This window comes from uncultured Sphingomonas sp., from assembly GCF_964235535.1.
Classification (GTDB): domain Bacteria; phylum Pseudomonadota; class Alphaproteobacteria; order Sphingomonadales; family Sphingomonadaceae; genus Sphingomonas.
This window is the reverse complement of sequence record NZ_CAXSBH010000030.1, coordinates 1-25,102: the sequence shown is the minus strand read 5'-3', so window position 1 is coordinate 25,102 and position 25,102 is coordinate 1. Positions and strand designations below refer to the sequence as shown.

Below are 25,102 nucleotides of genomic sequence, written 5' to 3'. Positions count from 1 at the left end.
AAGCCACGCCGTGCAGGCCTCGTTACACCGAGACATCGTTTTACCCGATCAAGGGACGAGGTCCGCTAGCCTCGTGGTCGACGGGATGGTTGCCCGCTTCGACCGGACGGTGGACGGAGCGCGGCAGATCACCGCGCTCTACATAGCCGGCGACATGTGCGACCTCCATTTGGTGGTCAGTCCCACCGCCGGCTGGGGTCTTCAGGCGCTCACCACCACGACCGTCCTACGCATACTCCACGCCGATCTGCGCGAACTCGCGGTCAAGCACCCGGCCATTGGGTTGGCGTTCTGGCGGGATACGGCGGCGGATGCTTCCGTGCTGGCCAAGTGGGTGAGCAACATCGGGCGCAACGACGCCCGCTCGCGCTTGGCGCATCTTCTATGCGAGATCGGAGTGCGATCGGAGCATGCCGGCATCGGCTCGCGCACTGACTTCCCCCTGCCCATGACGCAGACCCAGCTCGCCGACTCGCTCGGGCTTACCTCGGTGCACGTAAACCGAACTATTCAGGCGCTCCGCCAAGATGCTCTCCTGAGGATGGAAGGTCGCCGCGTCCGGGTCGAGCGGTGGAACGAGCTGGCGGACGCGGCGGAGTTCGATCCTCGGTTCCTGCTCATTGAGCAGCACTCCGATGTGATCCCTGCCTAATGCGACGAACTTGTTCGCCGATCGGCGAGATTATGATGCGGGCTCGGTCGCGCGGTTGCACTTAAGCACCGAATAACCCATGTATCTTTCATCATCGACATATCGCCCAGAGGCGTCGATGGCTGTGACCGCTGCCGGTGCTCGCGCCTCCTTTCCCAGGGTGCGGCCATGCCGATTTTCCATGTCCAGACCACCGACTCCACGTTCCGAAGCTTGGGCACGCCCGCAAAGTTCGACGATCCGGAGGCGGCCCTGAAGGCTGGCGTCGCCGGAGCCGTCGCGATCGCCACCGACGAGGTTCGCGAAGGCGCCCTAACCTGCGCCGTCGAGGTGTGCGTGTCGGGCCTGGACAACATCACGGTGCTGCGCTCGGCCGTCACCCTATCAGTGTCTCCCCTGTTGAGCAGATAGCTCCCGCTGAGGTGCTCGCTCGGTATCACAACCGTTTGGGACTATTGAAAAACTAGACCCTGCCTCGGAAGGTCACGCCGGGGAGCAACAAAGGTCGAGAGCCGCAGCCTCCTTTGGTCGGAATATTGTGAGACGGGGCTGGTCGGCGCATTGATATCTTCTGTTTAGGTAGCCGGTCGGCTCTCTACCGACTTTTCAACAGTCTCGTTTGGTTTTGACCTCGCTAACCTTTGGTGAAACACTCGCTTTGCGGGATAAGTTGGCGCATGTATCGTGTTTGACAGCAAATGAAGCAGCCCGGCGGCGTGAAGGCATGTTGTGTACCCCGTCGCGCGCAAGCGTTTCCTTAAACCGAATGACACGGGACGACACTTGGATATGATAGTATCGTTACGTGGTTTGATCGGAGTTGAGCGAAGCACGCCCAAGAGGCTTAACCTGCGGAGCAAGCGCAATGCCAACAGAGTTGTCGAGCGGTCAGTCGCAGTTGCTGCGGCAGCAGACGATTCTTGCCCAATTCGGCGAGCTCGCCCTTCGTTCCGACAGTCTAGACGAGATACTGACGGAAGCCTGCCGCCTGGTGGGTGAGGCTTTCGGCACCGACTTGGCCAAGGTCGTCGAGTTACAACCCGACGGTAGGACGCTACGAGTTCGCGCAGGCATAGGCTGGGAGGAGGGGGTCGTCGGGGTCGCGACCATCGAAGCCAAGGACGATACATCCGAAGGGTACGCCTTGAAAACAGGCGAGCCGATGATTTCGCCCGACATCGATCAAGAGACTCGGTTCGAATACGCGCCGTTCCTTATCGAGAACGGCGCGAGGGCCGTCGCCAACGTCATCATAATCGGCGGCAAGGACCGGCCGCCGTTCGGCATCCTGCAGGTCGATAGCCGCACGCCGCGCGAGTTCGACGAGAACGACATCGCGTTCCTGCGTAGCTACGCCAATTTGCTGGCGGCGACGGTCGATCGTCTGCGCGTGATCGACGAAGCGAAGGATAGTACGGCGCGGCTTCGCCTCGCGCTTGAGGCCGGCGAGCTGGGCAGTTTCGAAATGGACCTCGCCACCGGCGAGATAACGCGATCGGCCCGCTACGATCAGATCTTCGGCTATGCCACGCCGCCATCCACATGGACCCGGGAAACCGCGCTCGCGCAGGTACTGCCCGAAGATCGTGAGCACATGGCGGCGGCATTGCGCCCAGAAACCATGATAGATCGTAGCGGGTTGCAGGTCGAAGGTCGTATTCACCGGGCCGATGATGAGGCGCTTCGCTGGATCGAAATCCGCGCGCGGGCAGATGATGCGACGACACCGCCGACCCGCCTCGTCGGCGTGGTCGCGGACATCACCGATCGCAAGCTCGCCGAACAGTCGCTGACCACAATGAACGCGACCCTTGAAGCTCAGGTCGCTGAGCGGACCGTATCGCTGGGGGAGTCCAACGCCCAGCTCGACGCCTTCGCCTACACCGTCAGCCATGACCTCCGGGCACCGTTGCGGGCGATGGAGGGTTTCGCGCGCATTCTCCTGGACGATTTCGGCCCAGGGCTTGGACAGGAGGGAGAGCGCTTCGCCGGACGCATCGTCGGCGCGGCCAAACGCATGGAGGTCCTGATCGACGACCTTCTCGCCTTCAGCCGGGTGCAGCGTTCCGAGGTCGCGCTACAGGCCGTCGATCCGGCGCGCGCCGTTGATCGCGCCCTTGCCGAGCTGCGCTCCTCGGTGGGCGACCCGGCGTCGATCAGCTTGGAGGTGGCGACACCGCTGCCCCTGGTCCGCGCCGACCGCGTCATATTTGGCCAGGTGATCGGCAACCTTATCGCCAATGCTGCCAAGTTTCAGCAGCAGGACGAGGCGATGCATATCGTTATCAGGGCCGAGCGACGAGCGGACCGCGTCCGTATCTGGATCGAGGATGACGGTATCGGTATCGCGCCGGAGCATCAGCAGCGCATTTTCAATGTGTTCGAGCGGCTGCATGGGCAGGAGACCTACCCGGGCACCGGGGTGGGCTTGGCGATCGTAAAAACCGGCATGGAGCGCATGGGCGGAACATTCGGGGTCGTTTCGGAGCTTAAACAAGGTAGTAGGTTCTGGATCGAGCTTGCCAACGCCGATCATGGGGCAGCATCGGCGGGAATGGGGGGGAGTGCTGGTGGATGACCTGTCGACGGTCCTGCTCGTCGAGGACAATCCCGACGATGCCGAGCTCATCCGCCATGCCTTCATGAAAGCCGGGGTCGCCAATCCGCTGATCGTTGTCGATGATGGCGACAAGGCGATCGACTATCTTCATGGCCGCTCGATCTACGCGGACCGGGCGGCGTTTCCGCTTCCCGGCTTATTCCTGCTGGACCTCAAGCTCCCGCGTCGCTCGGGTTTCGAGGTGCTAGAAAGTATTCGCGCGAACCGTCCGACGAGAAATATACCAGTAATCGTGCTGACATCGTCCAATCAGGCAAACGACATCGAGCGTGCCTACGAGCTTGGCGCGAACTCGTATTTGGTCAAGCCTATCGGTCGTGATGCGCTGATAACGATGGTGCGCTCGCTTGATGCGTTCTGGCTTAAACTTAATCAGGCATCAGCATCGTGAATGAACATTCTAGATCGATGCGCATCCTTGTCATTGACGATAACCCCGATGACAGACAGCTGGAAATGCGCGAGGTCTTTGCGCTCTTCCCAGATGCAGAAGTTGTTGAACTTACAAACTTTCCGGATTTTGAGGCTGCATTGGAAGCTGCCAAGCCCGACCTTGTTCTAACCGATCTGGACCTTCGCTGGGCTAACGGACGCGAAGTGCTTGAAGCCGTCAAGGCGCGCTATCCGCTATGTCCGGTGGTGATGTTTACCGGAACAGGAAATGAAACGATCGCGGTCGAGCTGATGAAAGCTGGACTTGACGATTATGTCGTCAAATCGCCCCGACAGCTTCCGCGTCTCCGAACTTCCATCAAACTCGCCATCGAGCATGCCAACTCGCGGGCTGCTCTGACCGATCGTGAAATGCAGCTCACTCGGGCTTTGGCGCAGCAGCAAACGATCGTGCGCGAATTACACCACCGCGTGAAGAACAACCTTCAGACCATATCCAGCCTGTTGCATTTGCGCGGACGTACCGTTGATTCAACAACTAGGGGCCACCTCGACGAGATCGCCGGCCGGATCGAGGCGCTCGGCGCGGTTCAATCCCGCATCTACGACACGGCCGAGTACGATCGCGTCGATTTTCAGGCCGTACTGAATGACATCGCCACGTCGCTTATAAAGGTCCGCTCCAGCGGCAAGGTAACGCTCGCGATGCGTTTCGACCTAGCTTTGGAGCTTGACGTCTTCAAGGCCATGCCGCTGAGCTTGGTCTGTTACGAGATCGTCCTGAACGCGATGAAACATGCTTGGCCGGATGACACCCCAGGCACGTTGACCGTCGAGATCGTCGATCATGATGATAAGCCGGAGGTGCGGATTTTCGATGACGGCATCGGCTTCGCCGAGCAGGAGACGACCGGCGGCTTAGGAACCAGGATCATCCATTCGTTGGTGAGAGAGGCCGGGGTCGTCCTCAGTGTATCGTCAGCGCAGGGTAGCGGTACGCTCGTGTCGATGAGGTTCTTGTGACGGATTTGGTTCAATCAGCCGAGCAATGCGGTTGCACGATTTTGGTCGTCGAGGACGAGGCGATGATCCGCATGATGTTGGTCGACGAGCTGGAGGACGCGGGCTTTAAGGTGATCGAAGCGGAAAATGCCGACGTTGCGATCGTGAGGTTGAATAGCTGCCCTGATATCGGCGTGGTGATCACTGACGTTCGGATGCCCGGCTCGATCGATGGATTTGGTCTCGCAATCTGGATGCGGGAACACCGATGCTCGATACCAATAATCATTACATCAGGTTTTTCGACGCCGCCTGATATCAAGTCGACAAATCCATCCATCACCAAAATATTGGTGAAACCATACAGGCCTCAGGACGTGGCTCGTTACCTGATTGATATCGTAGCGCAGCGTGAGACCAATTGAGTCATATTTAAGTGCCGGTGTCACAACCGGTCGGTTTTGACACCAGCAGCACACCCCAGCTTTTCCGCGGGTTGCGAAGTGTCAGAAACCCGTGTCAGAACGTAGGCATGGAAATCGGCTATGCCCGCGTGTCCCGCGGCGACTCCCAGGACCTTGACCCGCAGCTCCGCGCGCTGACCGACGCGGGGTGCGATCCGATCTATCAGGAGGAGGCGTCAGGCGGCCAGGGCGACCGCCCCGAACTGGCGCGCGCGATCGGCGCGTTGAAACCGGGCGACGTGTTCGTGGTGTGGAAGCTCGACCGGCTGTCGCGCTCGCTCCGCGACCTCCTATTTACCCTTGAGGCGATCACCGCGGCCGGGGCCGGGTTCCGGTCGGTGACGGAGGCGATCGACACCACCACCGCGCCCGGCCGGTTGATGACGCAGATGCTAGGCGCGTTCGCCGAGTTCGAGCGCGCCATGATCCGCGAGCGGACCATGAACGGGCTCACCCACGCGCGTAAGGCGGGACGGCACCTTGGGCGCAGGCCAAGCCTTACCGCCCCTCAACGCGCCGAGATCATCGCCAAGGCCGAGACCGGCCAGGGCTCCCCCGCCCAGCTCGCCAACCTGTTCCGCGTGTCGCGCTCGACCGTGCAGCGCGTGTTGCGCGATTATCGTGCGCGCCAAGCCGTAGCGGCTTAGGAGCATGTGATGGTCCAAGCTAAACTCTCGGAGCGGCGCGCAGTCGACAACGCCTTCATCAACAGCGGCTACGTGCTCGACTTTAGCGATCGGACCTTTGCCGAGTGGTTTCAGGAGGAGCTAAGCGTTCAGATCGATGATGCTCGCTATCGCTTCCGCGGAGACTCTAAGGGCAATCGCCTACGTGGGTTCGTTGAGATCGAGCCCGCCCACGTGGTCGCTCGCGCATTGCGCGCGCTTTGGAATTATCGACAGGCCTTACCGACGACCGTCTATCATTATCCCGACGAGCCCGGCACCGTTCAGACGCAGCTCTTCGCCTTCATCGATCGACTGGAGAGTGGTGGCGCGGCCCCATCGACCGATGCGATCGTGTCGTTCGCGCGCGACGAAACCCTTTCCGAGCTGATCGAGGCCATCAAACGCGATGCACAAGCTGGTAAGCCCGCTGCAGCGCTCGACCGGCTCCACACGTTCAGCATGAAGAAGTTCGCCCACCTACTATCCGTGCGCGGCATCCCGGCGGACACGGCGGAGCCGCTTCATAGCCGGGTCGGTAGATACGTGAAGGCGCTTGGGTCGGAGCGTGAGCTTCGCCCAATCACCAAGCAGATATTCAAGAACTGCGTTGGTATCTTCCAGAGCTATAACGACATTCGGAACAACGCCTCATTCGCGCACGACAATCAGATTGTGGAGCCGAACGAGGCGCGATTCATCTTCGACACGATCATGTCGATGCTCCGGTTCGTGCGATCGGTTGAAGCCGATCGGTTCGAGCAAGCGGCATGAGCCTTGCCCCGGCGCTCCCGCTTCAAAGACCTGCAGACCTAGAGCGGCAACGCTACGAGCTGGCGCGCGCCCGGCAGCTCGCGCGGGCATGGGCGGAGACGTTGCCCGAGCCGCGGCGTCGCGACATGGCGGCGCTGTTCACGCGCGCGGCGATCGACACCTACCGGCTGCAGGCCCGACCCCACGCCAGACTCAGCCCACCGTTCGCGCAGCCCTACGGCCAGCTCGACGCCGCGGTCGCCGACCTGGCGCAGGCGGTCGGTCGCGAGGCCGCGTCGCTTCCGATCGGGGAAGCGGTCTATTTCCTGACCGGGCTCTACACGACGTTGCTCGCGGCGCGGGAGCGCGGCGCGCTTGGGGCATTCTATACCCCGCCCGCGCTCGCCGCGCGGCTGTTCGACCTTGCTGATGAGCAGGGCATCGACTGGACCAAGGCGCGCGTCCTCGACCCGGCCAGTGGCGGGGGTGCGTTCCTGCTACCTGCAGCCGAACGGATGATCACCGCCCTCCCCGCGGCCGAGCCCGCCTTCGTGCTCCGTCAGATCGGCGCGCGCCTGCTAGGGCTTGAGCTGGATCCCTACGCGGCCGGGTTCGGGCAGAACGCGATCGAGCTGTTGTTGGCGGACGTGACCACGGCTGCAGGTCGCGCCGCGCCGATCGTCGTTCGCGTCGCCGATGCGATCGAGGAAGCGCCGAGCGCCAGGTTCGACCTCGTTATCGGCAATCCGCCCTATGGTCGCGTGACGCTCACCCCCGAGCAGCGCGCGCGGTTTGCGCGCAGCCTCTACGGCCATGCCAACCTCTTTGGCGTGTTCACCGACATCGCCGTGCGCTGGACCAAGCGGGGCGGCACGATCGCCTACCTGACCCCGACCAGCTTCCTGAGTGGCCACTATTATTCCGCGCTCCGAGCCATGATCGCCAAGGAAGCGCCGCCCGTCGCGATCGACTTCGTCCATGCGCGTCGCGGCGTGTTCGAGGACGTGCTGCAGGAGACGTTGCTTGCCGCCTACCGGCGCGGCGCGAAGCCCGGTCGCGCGCAGGTCCACTATGTCCAGGTCGCGAGCGAGCGCGAGGCGCACGTAATCCGCAACGGCACCATCGGCCTCCCCTCCCCGCCTTCGCAGCCGTGGCTTGCACCCCGCGAGCCCGGCCACAGCCGTTTGATCGCGGCGGCTGAGGACATGCCCGCCCGGCTTGCTGATTGGGGATACAGCGTGTCGACCGGCCCGCTGGTGTGGAACCGCTTCAAGGGTCAGATGCGGCAGCGGCCGGCGAAGGGGGTCCATCCCCTGATATGGGCCGAGGCGATCACCGCCGATGGTCGATTCGTGTTCCGGGCGGAGAAGCGCAACCACGCGCCCTATTTCAAGATCGAGCGCGGCGACGCCTGGCTGCTGGTCGAGGAGGCTTGCGTCCTCGTTCAGCGCACCACGGCCAAGGAGCAGGCCCGCCGGTTAATCGCCGCCGAGCTTCCGGCCGACTTCATTGCCGCCCACGGCGGGGTCGTCGTCGAGAACCACTTGAACATGGTCCGGCCCGCGCTTCGCCCGTCCGTATCGCCGGCGACAGTCGCGGCCGTGTTGAACAGCCTCGTCGTCGACCAGCTATTCCGGTGCATCAACGGCAGTGTCGCCGTCTCCGCTTTCGAGATGGAGGCGGTCCCCCTTCCCTATCCCGCGGCGATGCGCAGGGTAGAGGAGCTGGTCAGCAGCGGCGCCTGCAGCAGCGCGATCGAGCGTGAGCTGATGCGGCTATACGGGCAGGACGCGGCATGATGGCGCTCGCGACGCGTGAGGAGGTCCACGCCCGGCTGCAGGCTATCTTTCCCGATGGTACGCCCAACCGGGCCTATGTGACCCGGATGCTGGCGGCGAGCGCGGTGTTCACCGCGCTCTACGTCGATGCGATCGAGGGCAGCGGCACCTTCCTTGGACCCAAGCACGTCTATCGCATGACCGACGAGCAGGCCGCCCAGGTCGATGATGCGGCGCGGGCCACTTATGCGACCGGCATTCTCCGCACCGGAGGCCAGATCGAGGGCAAGCGTTGGTATCAGGACAACACGCGCGAGCCGATCCGCGACGAGACGTTGCGCGAGGGCTTGGTCGCGATCGGCGCGGTGACGGAGCGCACCGACCTTGCCACCACATCGAGCAAGCCGCGCTATGCATTGAAGGAGAGCTTCGCCGCGCTGTTCGACCCCGAGCTTACTGGCGAGGCGCTGCAGGTCCGAATAACGGCGTGGCAGGACGCCGCGTTGAACAAGGGCGCGCTCGCGCGTCTCGCGATCGTTCGCCGCGGTGCGGGCGTCAGCGTCGACCAGGTACTCGTCACCTTCCCCAACGGCGAGACGCGCCGCATGAAGCCCGGGCCGAGTTCAGAAATCACCAAGGCGGTCGTGGAGGTGTTCGCGCCGAGCTTTCTTGCCGAGCCGGCCGTGGTGTTCCTGAGCGAGAGCGGGAACAAGGTGGTCGCGCGCGACGACGATCTCGCGCGGTCGATCGGGCTCAGCATCCAGGCCGACAAGAACCTACCCGACACGATCCTCGTCGACCTTGGGCCGACCCACCCCATGCTGGTGTTCGTGGAGGTGGTCGCGACGGACGGGCCGATCAGCCAGCGCCGTAAGGAGGCGCTGGAGGCGCTAGTAGCGGAGGCCGGGTTCCCGGCCGAGCACGTCGCGTTCGTGACCGCCTACCTCGACCGCAGCGCCGGACCGTTCAAGAAGACGGTCGATAGCCTGGCGTGGGGCAGCTACGCGTGGTTCGCGGCCGAGCCGGAACGGTTGATCGTGTTCAGCGAGGGGCACGGGAGTTTGAAAGGCAGACCGTAAGGCGGTCGTTGTGTTCCAGATGCGTTGTGAGTCCGCACCGATCGCAAGGCCGAGGCGAAGGCGCGAGCGGCGGAAACGGGTGTACCGACCCCCACAGCTAAAAAGCCGAGTTTGCGATTTTGAGCAATTCCGCTATTCCCATCCTTATTCGGCGTGATAGGGGAATGGGGCATGTCGGAGTTCAAAACGCCAGGACAGCTTATAGAGAGCCTGCTCAGCGAGAGGGGTTGGAGCCAGCGCACGCTCGCCATCATCATCGGCAAGGGCGAGACCGCGATCACCAAGATCGTTCTGGGTAAGCAGTCCCTAGACGCCGAGACGGCGCTGCTGCTTGAAGAAGTGTTTGGGGTGAAGGCCGAGCGCTTCCTAGCTTTACAGCGCGATTTTGACCTCGCCATCGCGCGGGCGTCCGCACGACCGGACCCGAAGCGAGCAAACCGCGCCCATATCTTCGGCGGTCTTCCGGTAGGCGAAATGTCGAAACGGGGCTGGCTAGGTGCGGTCAACGTCCGCGACGTGAAGCAGGTTGAGGGGGCGTTGGCAGGCTTCTTCGGAGCGGAATCGGCGGAGGAGATCGAGTTTCTTCCCCACGCAGCGCGCAAGACGATGGTAAATACCGAGACTACGCCGGCACAGCTCGCTTGGCTTTATCGGGTGAGGTCGATGGCGGCGGAGATGCTGGTTCCACCATATTCGCCGGGCAAGCTGGACGAGGCGTTGGCCGAGCTTAGCCCCCTTCGCGTGTCGGCTGAGAACGTCCGCCTCGTTCCCCGCATCCTAGAACGGGCTGGTATCCGCTTCGTCGCGGTCGAGACCTTGCCCACGGCGAAGATCGACGGGGTGTGCTTCTGGTTAGACGATCGCGCGCCGGTTGTCGGTCTGTCACTCCGCCATGATCGCAACGACAACTTCTGGTTCGTTCTCCGCCATGAGCTGGAGCATGTGCGTTTGAGGCATGGGAAGGGCCAGATCATCCTCGACACCGAGTTGGACGGTGAGCGCGCCGGTGAGGGGCCGAACGTGCCGGAGGAGGAGCGCCTAGCCAATCGTGCGGGTGCCGAGTTCTGCGTTCCCCAGGCACAAATGAAGGCGTTTGTTGACCGCAAGGCCCCTCTTTTCTCGGAGAGGGATATGGTAGGTTTCGCCCGAAGCATCGGCGTTCATCCCGGTCTAGTCGCCGGACAGCTCCAGCACATTACAGGCCGCTACGAGCGGTTCAGACAGCATCTAGAGAAAGTTAGAAAGTATATTCTGCCGACAGCATATGTTGACGGTTGGGGTAATGTAGCGCCGGTAGGCGAATAGGGGATATTGATGTCTCAGGCACAGGAACTTCAAAAGGTAATCCGGCTCTACCGCGACGAAACGGGTAGGACGGAACTCGACTTGCACGAGATCGCAAGGTTCGCACTCGGCAAAGGCTGGCCTATGCCAAAGCCCAAGAGCCCGATCGATATGCTAGCGGCTCAGATCAGGGATGCAGCACGGCAGGAAGTCCGAAAAGATCGGGGTACTGGCAGGGCCTATCGTGCGTACCATGCCGTTCCGGCGCGTGACGCTAAGGGCCAGGGTATGTTCTACTGGGTCGACATTGATGACCCGGCGACGACTTACGCCAACATGAGAAAGTCGATGGTGCGTCGCCGCGAGCAGATGGTTGATGACGGCGCGATGCTGTCGTTAGATCAGGACCATTGGAATAGCGGTCGACCGGAGAACGAGCAGATCAACCTACCACTCGATTTCACGCAGGACGTGGAGTGGCGCAAGAATGGGTTGGACGACGAAGATGAGGCGGCTTGAGCAAATAACAGCGTAGAGGACTTAAACCAAATGGCTAAAGGTAAGACGACAGGTACTAAGGCGGCTAAGGCAGCGTCTTCCGTTCTTAGAGATGGGCGTACGTCAACTAAGTCAAAGACGGCAGCGGGATCGGCGTTGGCGCAGGTCAAGCCAAAGCCGAAGTCGAAGTGATTGCTTCACCAACCGCCATTTGTTCGCCTGTCAGCAATAGGCGGTAGAGCGCCGCGAGCGACACCATCACCAGCTCAGCGTCTGGGCGTGTTCAGCTAGGGCACGCCGGCGACGCCGGACAGGCTCTAGTCGGGGGCGAGCCCCCTCCCCGAGCCGCACCGGCGTCTCGGCCCTTCGGGTTACGATCCCTCGCGCGGGAAAGGAGGCCGCCCGACGGGGCGGCCACGTTGTCTGTCCCACCCACCCGACCCTTGAGGCTTGGCCTTCGGCCCGGCCGTGAAACCACCTGTTCGCTTGCACACACGCAGCCAGGTGAACTATCAGACGTGTTCACACGCGGACATGGCGGGGCGTTCACATGCGGACCATATCGATCATCAGCCAGAAAGGAGGCGCGGGCAAGACGACCCTCGCCATCCACCTCGCAGCCGCCGGGACCGCGGCCGGGCTGGCGACCCTGATACTGGATGCCGACCCGCAGGCCACGGCCAGCCAGTGGAGTCAGTGGCGGGGTATGGCCGACCCGGAGGTGGTGGACTGCGCCTCCCCCACCCTGCTTTCGCGCAAGGTCCAGCAGGCGGCCGAGCTTGGTGCCGACCTCGTGGTGATCGACACCCCGCCCCATGCCGACATCATGGCGCGCGAAGCGTGCAAGATCGCCGACCTGATCCTGATCCCGTGCCGTCCGCAGGCCTTCGACCTTTCCGCCGTGGAGACGACGGCCGAGCTGGTGAAGGCGGCTGGCAAGCCCGCCTTCGTCCTGTTCATGGGGGGGCCGCAGCGGGCACCCACGACCTACCGGGACGCGCGCGAGCTGATCGAGGGAGGCGAGGGGCTTGCCGGCATGGGCGTCGCCGTCGCGCCGGTCATGCTCACCCAGCGGGCGATCTACCATCACAGCACCGCGCAGGGGAAAACCGCGATCGAGATGGAGCCGGTAGGGAAGGCGGCCGAGGAGGTCGCGGCACTGTGGAAGTGGACGTGCGAACATGCGAACGTGTCCACAGGCAAGCGGGGACGTTCGGGGAGGCGCGCGGCATGAGCAAGTTCGGGATGATGAAGCAGCAGCGGGCGGAGAAGGCCCAGGCTCCCGAGCCGGTCCCGGCCACCACCGCCGCCGCGGACGGCGCGGCCGCGCCGCGCGCGGCTGCGCGCCAAGGCAAGAAAGCCGTCAGCGGCTATTTCAGCGCCGAGGTGAGCAGGGGCCTGAACGTGCTGGCGGCCGAGAACGGAACGACCCTCCAGGCCCTCATGGGCGAGGCGATCGACCTACTGATGCGGCAGTACGGAAAGCACCCGTTCGGCGAGCGATAACGGGTGAACGGGGCCACACGTTGACGTGTGAACACGCGAACACGTTGACTTGGCGATGAGCTAAAGGTGAGTTTTGGGGTAGGGGCTCACCTTTCGCCCGCCGGGGCGCTGAAATCCACCAGTACGGGCAGCTCGGGTATGCCGCCCCGCAGCTTGGCGCGTCGCACGATGCTATGCTGGTCGATGAGGTTCTGCGCGTCGCGCTTGCCGGTCGACGTTTTCGGGAACCAGTGAAGGGCCACCCGCTCGACCTTGCGCCCGTTCTTGATCGGCGTGAAATCGACGTAGAAGGGGCAGAGCTTGTTGATCTCCTCGACCGCGACCTTGAGGCAGTATTTGTTCAGGTCGGCGAAGCGTTCAAGCTTGCCGGCGGGGACGTTGAGCAGGCCCCGCAGCTCCTCGATCGTGAACTCTTCCTTTTGTCGGTACGCCAAGCCGATCCGACGCTCGATCATTTCGTAAAGGCAAAGCGCGTATTTCGACTCGAAGCAGTACATGACCTGCGTCTTGAGACGGGCATAGACCTCGCTGTTCCGCAGTATCTCGATCAGCTCCTCGGGAATGCGGTAGTGAAGGAAACCGTCTTTTTCGAGGCTTTCGTCACTGGGTCCGAGAAGCTGGACGCGGCGCTTGTAGCTCTTTCCGCCCTTGCGGATCGTGACGATCGCGATGGTGCCCATGAGCCGCAGGAGGGAGCTTTCCACGCGCTCGTTGCCCTGGTGCGTTCCCTTCAGCGCCGACTTGGTGATGCGGTGGATGATGGGTTCGCCGATCCGCTCCCAGGCATTGGCAATCAGCAGGTTGTAGATGCGGCGATCGGCGAGGGTGAGGGGGCTCAGCTCGACGATGTCGACGAGTTCGCCGGGCTTGACGATCTCCCCGTAGTTGGCGGGATCGAAGGCGTTGCCGCGCCCCTTCTGCGCCAGCGTGCGGAACGGCAGATCGACCACGGCGAGTTGCGACATAGATTTGACCAACGGTGAGCAGGAGGGCCTTACCAGCTCACCCTAACTTTGAATTGTGAGCCGCGCAAATCGTTCAGCTCCCCGTCTGTTCGGGCAGGGTACCCCAAAACTCACCGTACCTGGACTGGCCACCCTCGACCTACCCCAAGGCTCACCCGATCCGGCCCCGACACTCACCGCTGCCCACCCCAAAGCTCACCGGGAGGTACCCAGACACTCACGCGAATCGACCCCAACGCTCACTTTTGAAGGCTTAGACCCGCAGGGATCAGCCGTTTTCGAGTCCCTGAATCTTGAATTAGAAGAATTAGAGAATCTGAATGCGAAAAGTGAGTTTTGGGGTAGCCTGCCGCCCAAGTAACGTCGCCAAGAACAGAGGGCAGAAAGGTTCAATGGAACCGGCCTATGGCCGGTACGCAATCGTTGCGTGCCAGCTAACGCTGTCACCAGAGCGGCGCGAGCGCCGCAGGCTAGGCGGAAAGGAGGTCGGAGGTATGGGCTCGGATTGCCCCTACGCCTGCCCAGGATGGCCACCAGAGGACAGCGGGCACTTCGACCGAGCCCATCCGGTCGGAACACGCGCAGGCGTCCCTACAGGAGCCTGAGACGGTTGGGCTGGTTCCAGCCCGGACCGGCCGCGCGCGATCCGAGCATTCCAAAGGTGAGGCGCTACCCCAAAACTCACCTTTCGCGCCCGGCCGTGGTCAGCCAGACTCGTGCTATCGAGGACGGATCACGCCGGGTCGGCGAGTCCTGTGAACTCCCGCCCGTCATAATACCGCACCTTCTCGACCATGAGCGGGTCCTGGCCCTGGAGCATGAGGAGTTGCTGGTCGGGCGGCATCCGCATGATCTCGTCGGGCGTCATCAGCGACCGGGCGGCAACGTGGGTGGAGGTGGAGCGCGAGTGGTCGGAGGATAGGAGGATGCCCATCTTTTCCGATGTGCCCGCGGTCCAATATGACAGCGTCGTCTGGCCGATCGTCTTTGAGAGCAGTTCGGCCGTTGCGTGATCGTTGACCCCGAACGCCTGGAGCACGCCCGCGTTCGACATGAACGTGCCCGCCTTGTCGCCGTAGGTCGCACGGAGCTGGTTCAGGTCCTGGAGAATGGGCCAGAGCTGGAGCCCGTACCCCGCCATCAGCCCCATCGCGCGCTCGACCGGCTCCAGCCGACCGAGCGCGGCGAACTCGTCGAGCAGGAACAGCACCGGCCGCGGGGGCTTAGCGGGGGACCACGCCATGTCGGTGACGGCTTGCGCGATGAGCAGCCGGAGCCAGCGCGAGTAGGTATCGAGCCGGTCGGGCGGCAGGCACAGGAACACCGTGCCCGGGCGGTCCTTCAGATCGGAAAACGCGAAGTCGGACGTCGACACCGCATCGACGATGCGCGGGCTATCGAGGAAATGGGTGTGGCGCTGGGCCGAGGACAGCACGCCCGCGGCTTCGCGGTCGGACTTGCCGAGGTGGCGGTTGGCGGCGCGCGCGACCAGGCCACCGGCGCCGATGCTGTCCTGCATGGCGGAGAGCAGATCGGCGAACCGGGCCGGCGCGAGCGTGAGGTTGTCGCGCAGCGTAGCGAGCGTGCGGCGATCGGCGGGTTCATGGACGACGGTATGGAGGATCAGGCCGGCGATGAGCGCCTTGGCTTCCTCGTTCCAGTGCGCATCGCCGGACTGCCCAGGGGCGTCGTGAACCAGCGCATCGGCGAGCGTGTTTGCATCCTCCGCGAGATCGAGCCCGTGCGGATCGAGCCGGGCCAGCGGGTTGTAGCGCGCGGTCGGGCGTCCGGAGACCCCGAACGGATCGAGGCACCAGACCGGCCCCTTGGCGGCGCGCGCGCGGGCGGTGACGCGGGCGTTCTCGCCTTTGGGGTCGACGCAGATCACCGAGCGGTCGAGCAGCAGCAGGTTGGGGATGATCGTGCCCACGCCTTTCCCCGAGCGGGTGGGGGCCATCGTCAGCAGGTGCGCGGGGCCGTCATACCGGAGCAGCTTGCCCGACTTGCCGGAGCGGCCAATCACCAGATCCCCGGACCCTTCCAGCTTGCGCGCGTCGTCGCGGCTCCCGAACCGCGCGGAGCCGAGCAGTCCGTCGAAGGGGCCGGGGCGGTTGGAGTTGTAGGCGGCCACGGCGATCGTGATGGCCAGCCCGATCGCGATGACGCCCGCGAAGAACAGCGGCATGAAGTTGTCGAGCACGCCCGGCCCGAACACGAAAATGAACACCGCCAGCGCGGCCGCCTTGAGCCTGCCGTTGGGACCGAGCTTGGTGATGAGGCCGCCCATCAATGGGTCGGATCGGTGCGACGATTGAGGGTTACCGTGCGGATGCCGGGCGCGGCCTCGATCCGGGCGAGCACGGCGTCGGCTTCCTCCAGATAATCGCTTGGCCAGTCGCGGCCGACGAGCATCCCGCCATCGTCGGTGTCGATGGACAGGCACGCGATATCGGGCCGCAGATCGAGCAGGCGTCCCAGGTCCTCGACCAGTCGGGCCGGGTGGGAGTCGTCGAACTGCCCGGTCATGACGACCTGCCAGGAACGACGGGGATGGACGTAGCCATCATCGGGAAGGGGGGTGCCATCCCACGTCACCGCGGGGGGTATGTCACGCATCGTCCATCGCTCCTTTTGGGTTTCCGCGTCGACGGCCGGTGGCGAGAGGCCCCACCATCAGTGGGCGGCGCGGGCGGGGACCAGCCCGCTCAGCATGGCCGCATAGGGTCCGGTCGGCGCGTTCGGATGATCTATCAGCTTGAGAGTGATGTGGGTGCAGAGTTCGCGGGGCACGGCCTCGTCCAGGAACATGTCGAACAGCGCCAGCTCGTGGGGTGTGAACACGATGTCCTCTATGAAGTGATTGTGAACCGAGTCTTCGTTGTCCTCGCGTCATTGCGCGACTTCGGCCGGGGTGCCGCGCACGAAATCCATCGCCCGGATTTGAGCGCGGATCGCCTCGATATCGAAATGCATCACGGGGTTTCCTCCACAATGGATGTTTCCGCTTCCGCGTCGAACGCCCGCTTGCCGCGTCGCTTCCATAGGGCGAGTAGCGCATCGGCTTCCGCGTCCGCTTCGGCGACCTTGGCGCGTGCCGCGAGATCGAGCAGCGCGCCGTAGAGCGTGGCGCGATCGTCGTCGGTCAGTTCGACCAGCCTGGCTTTCTGGACGAGCCCGCCCAGCTCGATCAGGTGGCGGGTGCGTGTCCGACGTTCCATGACCCAGCCCCGCGTGTCGTTACGACGCCGCGCCGCTTCCGCCCGCAGCGTCGCCGCCCGGTTCAGATTGAGCAGCCGATCCGTCGATTGCAGCAGCCCCGCCACCTTTGCGCCCGCGCCGTTGAAAGAAGCTCGCACCCTTCATGCGCCACGCCTCCTTTGCCGCAGCGTCCTTCGATCCGACCGCATCGAGCAGCACCCCGGCCAGGGTCTCGGCATCGAGCGCATCGGCACCCGTAACGACGACCAATTGGCCTAGCTGTTCAACCCGCTTCGCCTTGAGCGTCCGGGCCTTGTCGGTGAGCGCCTTCAGCTCGGCATCATAATCGCGCACTTTCCGCACCGGCTCACCCCTTCAGCGATTCATGCTAAAATCACTCTATCACCCCCATCACGAGGGTAAAGCGAGAATAGGAGAACAAGCACCAGCAAGTCAGGAGTGAGGAGCGTAGTGGATTGTGAGTGCGCGCTTATACGTCGTGCCGACGTGCGCTTGAGAAAGGCAGAAGAAACGCCTACCCCGATGCGCGAGATAGGAAGAGAGGACGCGGCTTGCGGATCGAGACCACCGACGCACCGTCCGAAGCGGACCAAGCGACCGTGCTGAGCGGTCTCGCTACCTATAACCAGATTGCGCCAGCAGTTACAGCACAGCCGATTGCGGTTTGGGTCCGCGACGAGGACGATCAGGTCGTTGGTGGGTTGTATGGGCAGACGGGAGCTAGGTGGTTCTTCATCGAGTATTTCTGGCTCCCGGAGCATTTACGCGGGAGCGGGACGGGGGCAGCGGTCCTTCGTCGCGCCGAGGAAGAGGCGGTCGCGCGCGGGTGCATCGGCGCATGGCTGGACACGTTCAGCTTCCAGGCACCGGGTTTCTATGAGCGTCAGGGCTACAGCGCGTTCGGCGTGTTGGACGACTTTCCGGCCGGGGAGCGGCGTCACTTCATGAGCAAGCGGCTTGACCGGGCGGCGGGGTAGCGGGTGGCGATCTATCACTTTTCCGCAAAGGTGATCAGCCGGGCGAACGGATCGAGCGCGGTGGCGAGCGCGGCCTATCGTTCGGCGTCCGAGCTGCATGACGACCGGCTTAATCGGGGGCACGACTTCTCGAACAAGGCGGGCGTGATCCACTCGGAGGTGATGATGCCCGAGGGCGCGCCGGAGCGGTTGTCCGACCGCGCGGTGCTGTGGAACGAGGTGGAGGCGGGGGAGAAGCGCAAGGACGCGCAGCTTGCGCGCGAGGTGGAGTTTTCGATCCCGCGCGAGATGAGCCAGGCCGAGGGCGTCCGGCTCGCGCGCGACTTCGTGCAGACGCAGTTCGTCGACCGGGGCATGGTCGCCGACCTCAATGTCCACTGGGACCAGGCGAAGGACGGGAGCCCGAAGCCGCACGCGCATGTGATGATGGCGATGCGCGACGTCGGGCCGGACGGGTTTGGAAAGAAGAACCGCGACTGGAACTCGACCGAGCTGTTGAAGGATTGGCGAGAGGCGTGGGCGGCCCATGTCAACGAGCGCATGGCCGAGCTGCATCTGGACGGGCAGATCGACCACCGCTCTTACGCGGACCAGGGCGTCGAGCTGGAGCCGCAGCATAAGATCGGCCCGGCAGCGTCCAGGCGACCGGAGCAGGGGCTTGAGGCGGAGCGGATCGAGGATCACGCCCGGATCGCGCGGGAGAACGGCGAGCGGATCATCGCCGATCCGAACGTGGCGCTGGACGCGATCACGCGGACCCAGGCGACGTTCACCACCCGCGACCTGGTGACGTTCGCGTTCCGGCATAGCGACGGTAAGGAGCAGTTCGACCGGGTGATGGGGGCGGTGCGGGCCAGCCCCGAGCTGGTCGCCTTGGGGAAGGACGGGCGCGACCAGGAGCGGTTCACCAGCCGCGACATGATCGCGGTGGAGGCGCGGCTTGAGCGCGCGGGTGACGAGCTGGCGGGCCGCGGCGAGCACGGGGTCGCCGAGGCTACCCGCGCGGGCGCGATCGGCGCGGCTGAGGCGCGCGGCCTTACCCTGTCGAGCGAGCAGCGGGACGCGTTCGACCACATCACCGGCCGCGAGGGGCTGGCGTCCGTCGTGGGCTACGCCGGCACCGGTAAATCCGCGATGCTGGGGGTCGCGCGCGAGGCGTGGGAGCGGGAGGGCTACAATGTCCGGGGCGCGGCGTTGTCGGGCATCGCGGCCGAGAACCTGGAGGGCGGGTCGGGTATCTCCTCGAGGACGATCGCGAGCCTGGAGCACGCGTGGGGCAGGGGCCGCGACCAGCTGGGCCCCCGCGACGTGCTCGTCGTCGACGAGGCGGGCATGATCGGCACCCGGCAGATGGAGCGGGTGCTGTCCCATGCCCGCGACGCGGGCGCGAAGGTCGTGATGGTGGGCGATCCCGAGCAGCTACAGGCGATCGAGGCCGGGGCGGCGTTCCGGAGCGTCGCGGAGCGGCACGGCGCAGCCGAGATCACCGAGGTCAGGCGGCAGCGGGAGTGGTGGCAGAAGGAGGCCACGCGCCAGCTTGCCACGGGCCGGACGGGCGAGGCGATCCACGCCTATGACGCGAACGGGATGGTGCGGGCGGCCGACACGCGCGAGCAGGCGCGGGCCGAGCTGGTCGACGGCTGGGACCAGGAGCGCCGGGCCGACCCGGCGCGGACGAGCATCATCTTAACCCACACGAACGACGAGGTCCGCGAGCTGAATGGCGAGGCGCGCGGCCGGATGCGCGCGAGCGGCGAGCTAGGGGCGGACGTGGCGGTGAAGGCGGACCGTGGCGACCGGGCGTTCGCGAGCGGTGACCGCATCATGTTCTTTCGCAACGAGCGAGGCATGGGCGTGAAGAACGGCAGCACGGGCACGATCGAGAGCGCGACGCCCGACCACATGAGCGTCCGTCTCGACAACGGCAGGCAGGTCGCGTTCGACGTGAAGGACTATGCCGCGGTCGACCACGGCTACGCCGCCACCTACCACAAGAGCCAGGGCGTGACGGTCGACCTCTCCTACCTACTCGCGACGCGGGGCATGGACCGGCACAGCGCCTATGTGGGCATGTCGCGTCACCGAGACGGGGTGCGGGTCCACTATGGGCGCGACGACTTCGCCGACCAGGCCCGGCTTGTCCGCGCTCTGTCGCGCGACCGGGGCAAGGACATGGCGGGCGACCATGCGCCCGAGCGCACCGAGCAAGACCGGGCACGGGCGTTCGCGGAGCGGCGCGAGATCGCCGGGATGATGGCGCGCAAGCGGGATGCGCCGACGCGCCAGCGGCCGACGCGCGAGGCGGTCGTTCAGAGCTGGACGGCCGAGCATGGGCGCGAGCTGGCGGGGGTGCGGACACGCGCGCAGCGCGCGGGAGCGCGGGCGCAGGGCATGTACGGTCGCCACGAGGCCAGGCGGGACGCCCATGCCCGCGCGCAGCCGCTACCGCCGCGCGGACTGCTCGCCGCGCTGAAACGGCCATCGTTCGAGGCCGCGCGGGGCGCGTGGGAAAAGACGGCGCGGGCGTTGCAACGGCGCTCACATCAGCTGGCCGGGCGCATAGGACAGTTGAAGGACTATCTAGGCCCGATCACCGGGCAGGGGCGTCACCGCGGCGACGAGCTGGCGCGGCGCAGGGTCGAGCGCGCGCATCCTCAGCTGACCAAACTGTACGAGGCGGTCATGCGCGAGCGGCATCAAGAGCGCGTCCGGCAACAGGCGCAGGAGCGCGAACGGATCAAGCAGCAGCGCGAGCGGGACCGCGGGCGCGATGATCGTGGGAGGGGGCGATAGGTGCCAGCGATAACGTCGGTCCGGTGCGGTGTACGGTGAGGATCGCGCCCGCGCCGTATGCGGACGGGCCGGGAATCCCTATATTGAGGTCGGAGGACGGCACCATGAGCACGACCGGGTTCGACCTTATCGCCGATGGAATCGACGCCGAGCTGGACCACCTGCACAAGCAGCGGTGGAACGCGCGCGCGGCCGAGTTGCACGACGAGGCGGACCGCGCCGAGGGCGAAGCGGCCGAGCAGGCTCAGCGGGCGCTGGACGCCCACTATGCCGACCGGTTCCGGCCGGAGACGAGCCGCATGGCGCTCTTAGACCAGGCCGCGGCGAACTACATGGAGCGGGGGCCCAGGGCTCCGTCGCCGGCCTAGAGGCTGTTATGGACTTGGGCGGTGGGGTGATTCAATCCGGACCTGGATGAGCATTTGCCGCAAGCCATACCCGGGCGGGACGCCCCAGGCACACCGAGCACCGCAGGTGCCCGCCCACCACCTCGACCGCATCGTTCCAGCGGTGACAGAAGAACCAGCGCCGGAGCTTGGCCGCATTGAGGACGCCGCAGTGCCCGCACAAGCAATCCGGAGGACGGCATCATGGGAAAGACCGGATTCGACCTTATCGCCGACGGGATCGACGCCTAGCTGGACTATTTGCACAAGCAGCAATGGAACCAGCGCGCGGCCGAGCTGCACGCGGAGGCGGACACCTCCCGGGGCGACGCGAGCGAGCAGGTTCGGCAGTCGCTTCGCGATCACTATGCCGACCGGTTCCGGTCGGAGACGAGCCGCGCCGCTTTTTGAGGCAAACCACAACCAAATATGCGACCCTGCATCCCGCGTCGGATTAAGGTTTTAAAATCATCACTTGGACCAACTTACTTCACACAGGTTACCGACGATCGCGCGAGCGTAAGCTAATAGCAGTCCATGCCGTTGTTTTACCTTCATATCCATTATTGCGATGGATTAGCGCGCGACGAGGAAGGGCTGGAGCTTCCCAGCTTAGACGCCGCGCGCGATGAAGCGATCGCGGGAGCCCGCGCCATGATGTGCGAGGAGCTAAAGCAAGGCCGGGTTCGCCTTGGCTGCCATATCGATATCGAGGACGGCGACGAGCGGCTGCTCGCGGTGGTGCCGTTTCGGGAAGCGGTCACGTTCACCGGCCTCGAACAAGCAAAGTCGGATACCGGGATTGGCAACCAACGCTGATTTTTGTTAGATGCACGTTATCGTCGATTAACGGCCTGCAGGCTTTGGCGACCGGGAGATGACATGTGTTCCCGCCTGATTAACCGGGACCATGCACATGACCAGAGCCAGCGACGCGACGCTTGAGCGCTTTCTTGCGCGCCTGTTACGTCGGTCACCCCTGAACAGCGATGAGCAGGCCGCCATCCTCGAGCTCCGAAGCCACGCCGTGCAGGCCTCGTTACACCGAGACATCGTTTTACCCGATCAAGGGACGAGGTCCGCTAGCCTCGTGGTCGACGGGATGGTTGCCCGCTTCGACCGGACGGTGGACGGAGCGCGGCAGATCACCGCGCTCTACATAGCCGGCGACATGTGCGACCTCCATTTGGTGGTCAGTCCCACCGCCGGCTGGGGTCTTCAGGCGCTCACCACCACGACCGTCCTACGCATACTCCACGCCGATCTGCGCGAACTCGCGGTCAAGCACCCGGCCATTGGGTTGGCGTTCTGGCGGGATACGGCGGCGGATGCTTCCGTGCTGGCCAAGTGGGTGAGCAACATCGGGCGCAACGACGCCCGCTCGCGCTTGGCGCATCTTCTATGCGAGATCGGAGTGCGATCGGAGCATGCCGGCATCGGCTCGCGCACTGACTTCCCCCTGCCCATGACGCAGACCCAGCTCGCCGACTCGCTCGGGCTTACCTCGGTGCACGTAAACCGAACTATTCAGGCGCTCCGCCAAGATGCTCTCCTGAGGATGGAAGGTCGCCGCGTCCGGGTCGAGCGGTGGAACGAGCTGGCGGACGCGGCGGAGTTCGATCCTCGGTTCCTGCTCATTGAGCAGCACTCCGATGTGATCCCTGCCTAATGCGACGAACTTGTTCGCCGATCGGCGAGATTATGATGCGGGCTCGGTCGCGCGGTTGCACTTAAGCACCGAATAACCCATGTATCTTTCATCATCGACATATCGCCCAGAGGCGTCGATGGCTGTGACCGCTGCCGGTGCTCGCGCCTCCTTTCCCAGGGTGCGGCCATGCCGATTTTCCATGTCCAGACCACCGACTCCACGTTCCGAAGCTTGGGCACGCCCGCAAAGTTCGACGATCCGGAGGCGGCCCTGAAGGCTGGCGTCGCCGGAGCCGTCGCGATCGCCACCGACGAGGTTCGCGAAGGCGCCCTAACCTGCGCCGTCGAGGTGTGCGTGTCGGGCCTGGACAACATCACGGTGCTGCGCTCGGCCGTCACCCTATCAGTGTCTCCCCTGTTGAGCAGATAGCTCCCGCTGAGGTGCTCGCTCGGTATCACAACCGTTTGGGACTATTGAAAAACTAGACCCTGCCTCGGAAGGTCACGCCGGGGAGCAACAAAGGTCGAGAGCCGCAGCCTCCTTTGGTCGGAATATTGTGAGACGGGGCTGGTCGGCGCATTGATATCTTCTGTTTAGGTAGCCGGTCGGCTCTCTACCGACTTTTCAACAGTCTCGTTTGGTTTTGACCTCGCTAACCTTTGGTGAAACACTCGCTTTGCGGGATAAGTTGGCGCATGTATCGTGTTTGACAGCAAATGAAGCAGCCCGGCGGCGTGAAGGCATGTTGTGTACCCCGTCGCGCGCAAGCGTTTCCTTAAACCGAATGACACGGGACGACACTTGGATATGATAGTATCGTTACGTGGTTTGATCGGAGTTGAGCGAAGCACGCCCAAGAGGCTTAACCTGCGGAGCAAGCGCAATGCCAACAGAGTTGTCGAGCGGTCAGTCGCAGTTGCTGCGGCAGCAGACGATTCTTGCCCAATTCGGCGAGCTCGCCCTTCGTTCCGACAGTCTAGACGAGATACTGACGGAAGCCTGCCGCCTGGTGGGTGAGGCTTTCGGCACCGACTTGGCCAAGGTCGTCGAGTTACAACCCGACGGTAGGACGCTACGAGTTCGCGCAGGCATAGGCTGGGAGGAGGGGGTCGTCGGGGTCGCGACCATCGAAGCCAAGGACGATACATCCGAAGGGTACGCCTTGAAAACAGGCGAGCCGATGATTTCGCCCGACATCGATCAAGAGACTCGGTTCGAATACGCGCCGTTCCTTATCGAGAACGGCGCGAGGGCCGTCGCCAACGTCATCATAATCGGCGGCAAGGACCGGCCGCCGTTCGGCATCCTGCAGGTCGATAGCCGCACGCCGCGCGAGTTCGACGAGAACGACATCGCGTTCCTGCGTAGCTACGCCAATTTGCTGGCGGCGACGGTCGATCGTCTGCGCGTGATCGACGAAGCGAAGGATAGTACGGCGCGGCTTCGCCTCGCGCTTGAGGCCGGCGAGCTGGGCAGTTTCGAAATGGACCTCGCCACCGGCGAGATAACGCGATCGGCCCGCTACGATCAGATCTTCGGCTATGCCACGCCGCCATCCACATGGACCCGGGAAACCGCGCTCGCGCAGGTACTGCCCGAAGATCGTGAGCACATGGCGGCGGCATTGCGCCCAGAAACCATGATAGATCGTAGCGGGTTGCAGGTCGAAGGTCGTATTCACCGGGCCGATGATGAGGCGCTTCGCTGGATCGAAATCCGCGCGCGGGCAGATGATGCGACGACACCGCCGACCCGCCTCGTCGGCGTGGTCGCGGACATCACCGATCGCAAGCTCGCCGAACAGTCGCTGACCACAATGAACGCGACCCTTGAAGCTCAGGTCGCTGAGCGGACCGTATCGCTGGGGGAGTCCAACGCCCAGCTCGACGCCTTCGCCTACACCGTCAGCCATGACCTCCGGGCACCGTTGCGGGCGATGGAGGGTTTCGCGCGCATTCTCCTGGACGATTTCGGCCCAGGGCTTGGACAGGAGGGAGAGCGCTTCGCCGGACGCATCGTCGGCGCGGCCAAACGCATGGAGGTCCTGATCGACGACCTTCTCGCCTTCAGCCGGGTGCAGCGTTCCGAGGTCGCGCTACAGGCCGTCGATCCGGCGCGCGCCGTTGATCGCGCCCTTGCCGAGCTGCGCTCCTCGGTGGGCGACCCGGCGTCGATCAGCTTGGAGGTGGCGACACCGCTGCCCCTGGTCCGCGCCGACCGCGTCATATTTGGCCAGGTGATCGGCAACCTTATCGCCAATGCTGCCAAGTTTCAGCAGCAGGACGAGGCGATGCATATCGTTATCAGGGCCGAGCGACGAGCGGACCGCGTCCGTATCTGGATCGAGGATGACGGTATCGGTATCGCGCCGGAGCATCAGCAGCGCATTTTCAATGTGTTCGAGCGGCTGCATGGGC

General features: G+C 64.2%; 28 protein-coding genes. 22 read left to right on the top strand and 6 right to left on the bottom strand.

Translation table 11 applies throughout. The annotated features are described in order from the left end of the window. The first annotated feature begins 85 nt into the window (after positions 1 to 85). From ACFE7F_RS10165 to ACFE7F_RS10100, 14 genes are all read left to right on the top strand, one after another. Positions 86 to 652, top strand: coding sequence for a Crp/Fnr family transcriptional regulator (locus tag ACFE7F_RS10165; protein ID WP_375403720.1), 567 nt, complete (start codon positions 86 to 88; stop codon positions 650 to 652). Positions 653 to 820: 168 nt separating this feature from the next. After that, positions 821 to 1,063, top strand: coding sequence for a hypothetical protein (locus ACFE7F_RS10160; protein ID WP_375403719.1), 243 nt, complete (start codon positions 821 to 823; stop codon positions 1,061 to 1,063). A gap of 454 nt (positions 1,064 to 1,517) precedes the next feature. Continuing rightward, positions 1,518 to 3,230 (top strand): ATP-binding protein, encoded by a 1,713-nt coding sequence (locus tag ACFE7F_RS10155; protein ID WP_375403741.1) that lies wholly within the window; start codon positions 1,518 to 1,520, stop codon positions 3,228 to 3,230. Then, complete coding sequence (locus ACFE7F_RS10150) at positions 3,223 to 3,663, top strand: response regulator (protein ID WP_375403740.1); 441 nt, start codon at positions 3,223 to 3,225, stop codon at positions 3,661 to 3,663. Before ACFE7F_RS10155 ends, ACFE7F_RS10150 begins: the two co-directional genes overlap by 8 nt. A 17-nt stretch (positions 3,664 to 3,680) precedes the next feature. Next, complete coding sequence (locus tag ACFE7F_RS10145; protein ID WP_375403739.1) at positions 3,681 to 4,688, top strand: sensor histidine kinase; 1,008 nt, start codon at positions 3,681 to 3,683, stop codon at positions 4,686 to 4,688. Further along, positions 4,685 to 5,092: a response regulator gene (locus ACFE7F_RS10140; protein ID WP_375403738.1), complete on the top strand. Its 408-nt coding sequence runs from the start codon at positions 4,685 to 4,687 to the stop codon at positions 5,090 to 5,092. The genes ACFE7F_RS10145 and ACFE7F_RS10140 overlap by 4 nt, the downstream gene beginning before the upstream one ends. Positions 5,093 to 5,199: 107 nt before the next feature. Beyond that, positions 5,200 to 5,778, top strand: a complete 579-nt coding sequence (locus tag ACFE7F_RS10135; RefSeq protein WP_375403737.1) for a recombinase family protein — start codon at positions 5,200 to 5,202, stop codon at positions 5,776 to 5,778. A 9-nt stretch (positions 5,779 to 5,787) separates the two neighbouring features. Further along, positions 5,788 to 6,570 (top strand): abortive infection family protein, encoded by a 783-nt coding sequence (locus tag ACFE7F_RS10130; RefSeq protein WP_375403744.1) that lies wholly within the window; start codon positions 5,788 to 5,790, stop codon positions 6,568 to 6,570. Beyond that, positions 6,567 to 8,348: a class I SAM-dependent DNA methyltransferase gene (locus ACFE7F_RS10125; protein WP_375403736.1), complete on the top strand. Its 1,782-nt coding sequence runs from the start codon at positions 6,567 to 6,569 to the stop codon at positions 8,346 to 8,348. Before ACFE7F_RS10130 ends, ACFE7F_RS10125 begins: the two co-directional genes overlap by 4 nt. Then, entirely contained in the window at positions 8,345 to 9,406 is a 1,062-nt protein-coding gene (locus tag ACFE7F_RS10120; RefSeq protein ID WP_375403735.1) for a BsuBI/PstI family type II restriction endonuclease, read from the top strand. Before ACFE7F_RS10125 ends, ACFE7F_RS10120 begins: the two co-directional genes overlap by 4 nt. A gap of 171 nt (positions 9,407 to 9,577) precedes the next feature. Further along, positions 9,578 to 10,711: a helix-turn-helix domain-containing protein gene (locus tag ACFE7F_RS10115; RefSeq protein WP_375403734.1), complete on the top strand. Its 1,134-nt coding sequence runs from the start codon at positions 9,578 to 9,580 to the stop codon at positions 10,709 to 10,711. A 267-nt stretch (positions 10,712 to 10,978) separates the two neighbouring features. Continuing rightward, a complete protein-coding gene (locus ACFE7F_RS10110) occupies positions 10,979 to 11,209 on the top strand; it encodes a hypothetical protein (RefSeq protein WP_375403733.1) in 231 nt (76 codons plus the stop codon). Positions 11,210 to 11,738: 529 nt separating this feature from the next. Then, entirely contained in the window at positions 11,739 to 12,422 is a 684-nt protein-coding gene (gene parA, locus ACFE7F_RS10105; RefSeq protein ID WP_375403732.1) for a ParA family partition ATPase, read from the top strand. Continuing rightward, positions 12,419 to 12,694, top strand: a complete 276-nt coding sequence (locus tag ACFE7F_RS10100) for a ribbon-helix-helix domain-containing protein (protein WP_375403731.1) — start codon at positions 12,419 to 12,421, stop codon at positions 12,692 to 12,694. Before parA ends, ACFE7F_RS10100 begins: the two co-directional genes overlap by 4 nt. Positions 12,695 to 12,780: 86 nt before the next feature. Here the strand turns inward: ACFE7F_RS10100 and ACFE7F_RS10095 are convergent, their stop codons facing one another. The 6 genes from ACFE7F_RS10095 to ACFE7F_RS10070 all read right to left on the bottom strand — a co-directional run bounded on the left by ACFE7F_RS10095 (position 12,781) and on the right by ACFE7F_RS10070 (position 17,220). Beyond that, entirely contained in the window at positions 12,781 to 13,659 is an 879-nt protein-coding gene (locus ACFE7F_RS10095) for a replication initiation protein (RefSeq protein ID WP_375403730.1), read from the bottom strand. 733 nt (positions 13,660 to 14,392) lie between these two features. Further along, the gene (locus ACFE7F_RS10090) at positions 14,393 to 15,946 is read right to left on the bottom strand and encodes a type IV secretory system conjugative DNA transfer family protein (RefSeq protein ID WP_375403729.1); all 1,554 of its coding nucleotides are present in this window, start codon (positions 15,944 to 15,946) and stop codon (positions 14,393 to 14,395) included. After that, complete coding sequence (locus tag ACFE7F_RS10085; RefSeq protein ID WP_375403728.1) at positions 15,946 to 16,275, bottom strand: hypothetical protein; 330 nt, start codon at positions 16,273 to 16,275, stop codon at positions 15,946 to 15,948. Before ACFE7F_RS10085 ends, ACFE7F_RS10090 begins: the two co-directional genes overlap by 1 nt. Positions 16,276 to 16,332: 57 nt before the next feature. Then, positions 16,333 to 16,500 carry a hypothetical protein gene (locus tag ACFE7F_RS10080; protein WP_375403727.1) on the bottom strand — a complete coding sequence of 56 codons (168 nt, stop codon included), beginning with the start codon at positions 16,498 to 16,500 and terminating at the stop codon, positions 16,333 to 16,335. Between the two features lie 131 nt (positions 16,501 to 16,631). Beyond that, the gene (locus ACFE7F_RS10075) at positions 16,632 to 16,877 is read right to left on the bottom strand and encodes a conjugal transfer protein TraD (protein ID WP_375403743.1); all 246 of its coding nucleotides are present in this window, start codon (positions 16,875 to 16,877) and stop codon (positions 16,632 to 16,634) included. A gap of 19 nt (positions 16,878 to 16,896) precedes the next feature. Then, the gene (locus ACFE7F_RS10070) at positions 16,897 to 17,220 is read right to left on the bottom strand and encodes a conjugal transfer protein TraD (protein WP_375403726.1); all 324 of its coding nucleotides are present in this window, start codon (positions 17,218 to 17,220) and stop codon (positions 16,897 to 16,899) included. Positions 17,221 to 17,429: 209 nt separating this feature from the next. Here ACFE7F_RS10070 and ACFE7F_RS10065 point away from each other — a divergent pair, with 209 nt between their 5' ends. The 8 genes from ACFE7F_RS10065 to ACFE7F_RS10030 form a co-directional block, all read left to right on the top strand. Further along, the gene (locus ACFE7F_RS10065; RefSeq protein ID WP_375403725.1) at positions 17,430 to 17,855 is read left to right on the top strand and encodes a GNAT family N-acetyltransferase; all 426 of its coding nucleotides are present in this window, start codon (positions 17,430 to 17,432) and stop codon (positions 17,853 to 17,855) included. A gap of 3 nt (positions 17,856 to 17,858) precedes the next feature. Continuing rightward, positions 17,859 to 20,648 carry a Ti-type conjugative transfer relaxase TraA gene (gene traA / locus ACFE7F_RS10060; protein ID WP_375403724.1) on the top strand — a complete coding sequence of 930 codons (2,790 nt, stop codon included), beginning with the start codon at positions 17,859 to 17,861 and terminating at the stop codon, positions 20,646 to 20,648. 104 nt (positions 20,649 to 20,752) lie between these two features. Further along, positions 20,753 to 21,016 (top strand): hypothetical protein, encoded by a 264-nt coding sequence (locus ACFE7F_RS10055; protein WP_375403723.1) that lies wholly within the window; start codon positions 20,753 to 20,755, stop codon positions 21,014 to 21,016. 279 nt (positions 21,017 to 21,295) lie between these two features. Next, positions 21,296 to 21,445 carry a hypothetical protein gene (locus ACFE7F_RS10050; protein ID WP_375403722.1) on the top strand — a complete coding sequence of 50 codons (150 nt, stop codon included), beginning with the start codon at positions 21,296 to 21,298 and terminating at the stop codon, positions 21,443 to 21,445. Between the two features lie 126 nt (positions 21,446 to 21,571). Further along, entirely contained in the window at positions 21,572 to 21,853 is a 282-nt protein-coding gene (locus ACFE7F_RS10045) for a DUF6894 family protein (RefSeq protein ID WP_375403721.1), read from the top strand. A 283-nt stretch (positions 21,854 to 22,136) separates the two neighbouring features. Then, complete coding sequence (locus ACFE7F_RS10040; RefSeq protein WP_375403720.1) at positions 22,137 to 22,703, top strand: Crp/Fnr family transcriptional regulator; 567 nt, start codon at positions 22,137 to 22,139, stop codon at positions 22,701 to 22,703. A 168-nt stretch (positions 22,704 to 22,871) separates the two neighbouring features. Further along, positions 22,872 to 23,114, top strand: coding sequence for a hypothetical protein (locus tag ACFE7F_RS10035; RefSeq protein WP_375403719.1), 243 nt, complete (start codon positions 22,872 to 22,874; stop codon positions 23,112 to 23,114). 454 nt (positions 23,115 to 23,568) lie between these two features. Then, positions 23,569 to 25,102: histidine kinase dimerization/phospho-acceptor domain-containing protein (locus ACFE7F_RS10030; RefSeq protein WP_375403718.1), on the top strand; the 1,534-nt coding region annotated here is incomplete at its 3' end.

Excerpts from the sequence above, each read along its gene's own strand:
- ACFE7F_RS10165 (WP_375403720.1), top strand. The coding sequence starts at position 86 with ATGGTTGCCCGCTTCGACCGGACGGTGGACGGAGCGCGGCAGATCACC.
- ACFE7F_RS10160 (WP_375403719.1), top strand. The coding sequence starts at position 821 with ATGCCGATTTTCCATGTCCAGACCACCGACTCCACGTTCCGAAGCTTG.
- ACFE7F_RS10155 (WP_375403741.1), top strand. The coding sequence starts at position 1,518 with ATGCCAACAGAGTTGTCGAGCGGTCAGTCGCAGTTGCTGCGGCAGCAG.
- ACFE7F_RS10145 (WP_375403739.1), top strand. The coding sequence starts at position 3,681 with ATGCGCATCCTTGTCATTGACGATAACCCCGATGACAGACAGCTGGAA.
- ACFE7F_RS10135 (WP_375403737.1), top strand. The coding sequence starts at position 5,200 with ATGGAAATCGGCTATGCCCGCGTGTCCCGCGGCGACTCCCAGGACCTT.
- ACFE7F_RS10130 (WP_375403744.1), top strand. The coding sequence starts at position 5,788 with ATGGTCCAAGCTAAACTCTCGGAGCGGCGCGCAGTCGACAACGCCTTC.
- ACFE7F_RS10125 (WP_375403736.1), top strand. The coding sequence starts at position 6,567 with ATGAGCCTTGCCCCGGCGCTCCCGCTTCAAAGACCTGCAGACCTAGAG.
- ACFE7F_RS10120 (WP_375403735.1), top strand. The coding sequence starts at position 8,345 with ATGATGGCGCTCGCGACGCGTGAGGAGGTCCACGCCCGGCTGCAGGCT.
- ACFE7F_RS10115 (WP_375403734.1), top strand. The coding sequence starts at position 9,578 with ATGTCGGAGTTCAAAACGCCAGGACAGCTTATAGAGAGCCTGCTCAGC.
- ACFE7F_RS10110 (WP_375403733.1), top strand. The coding sequence starts at position 10,979 with ATGTTCTACTGGGTCGACATTGATGACCCGGCGACGACTTACGCCAAC.
- parA (WP_375403732.1), top strand. The coding sequence starts at position 11,739 with ATGCGGACCATATCGATCATCAGCCAGAAAGGAGGCGCGGGCAAGACG.
- ACFE7F_RS10100 (WP_375403731.1), top strand. The coding sequence starts at position 12,419 with ATGAGCAAGTTCGGGATGATGAAGCAGCAGCGGGCGGAGAAGGCCCAG.
- ACFE7F_RS10095 (WP_375403730.1), bottom strand. The coding sequence starts at position 13,659 with ATGTCGCAACTCGCCGTGGTCGATCTGCCGTTCCGCACGCTGGCGCAG.
- ACFE7F_RS10090 (WP_375403729.1), bottom strand. The coding sequence starts at position 15,946 with ATGGGCGGCCTCATCACCAAGCTCGGTCCCAACGGCAGGCTCAAGGCG.
- ACFE7F_RS10085 (WP_375403728.1), bottom strand. The coding sequence starts at position 16,275 with ATGCGTGACATACCCCCCGCGGTGACGTGGGATGGCACCCCCCTTCCC.
- ACFE7F_RS10075 (WP_375403743.1), bottom strand. The coding sequence starts at position 16,877 with ATGGAACGTCGGACACGCACCCGCCACCTGATCGAGCTGGGCGGGCTC.
- ACFE7F_RS10055 (WP_375403723.1), top strand. The coding sequence starts at position 20,753 with ATGAGCACGACCGGGTTCGACCTTATCGCCGATGGAATCGACGCCGAG.
- ACFE7F_RS10045 (WP_375403721.1), top strand. The coding sequence starts at position 21,572 with ATGCCGTTGTTTTACCTTCATATCCATTATTGCGATGGATTAGCGCGC.
- ACFE7F_RS10040 (WP_375403720.1), top strand. The coding sequence starts at position 22,137 with ATGGTTGCCCGCTTCGACCGGACGGTGGACGGAGCGCGGCAGATCACC.
- ACFE7F_RS10035 (WP_375403719.1), top strand. The coding sequence starts at position 22,872 with ATGCCGATTTTCCATGTCCAGACCACCGACTCCACGTTCCGAAGCTTG.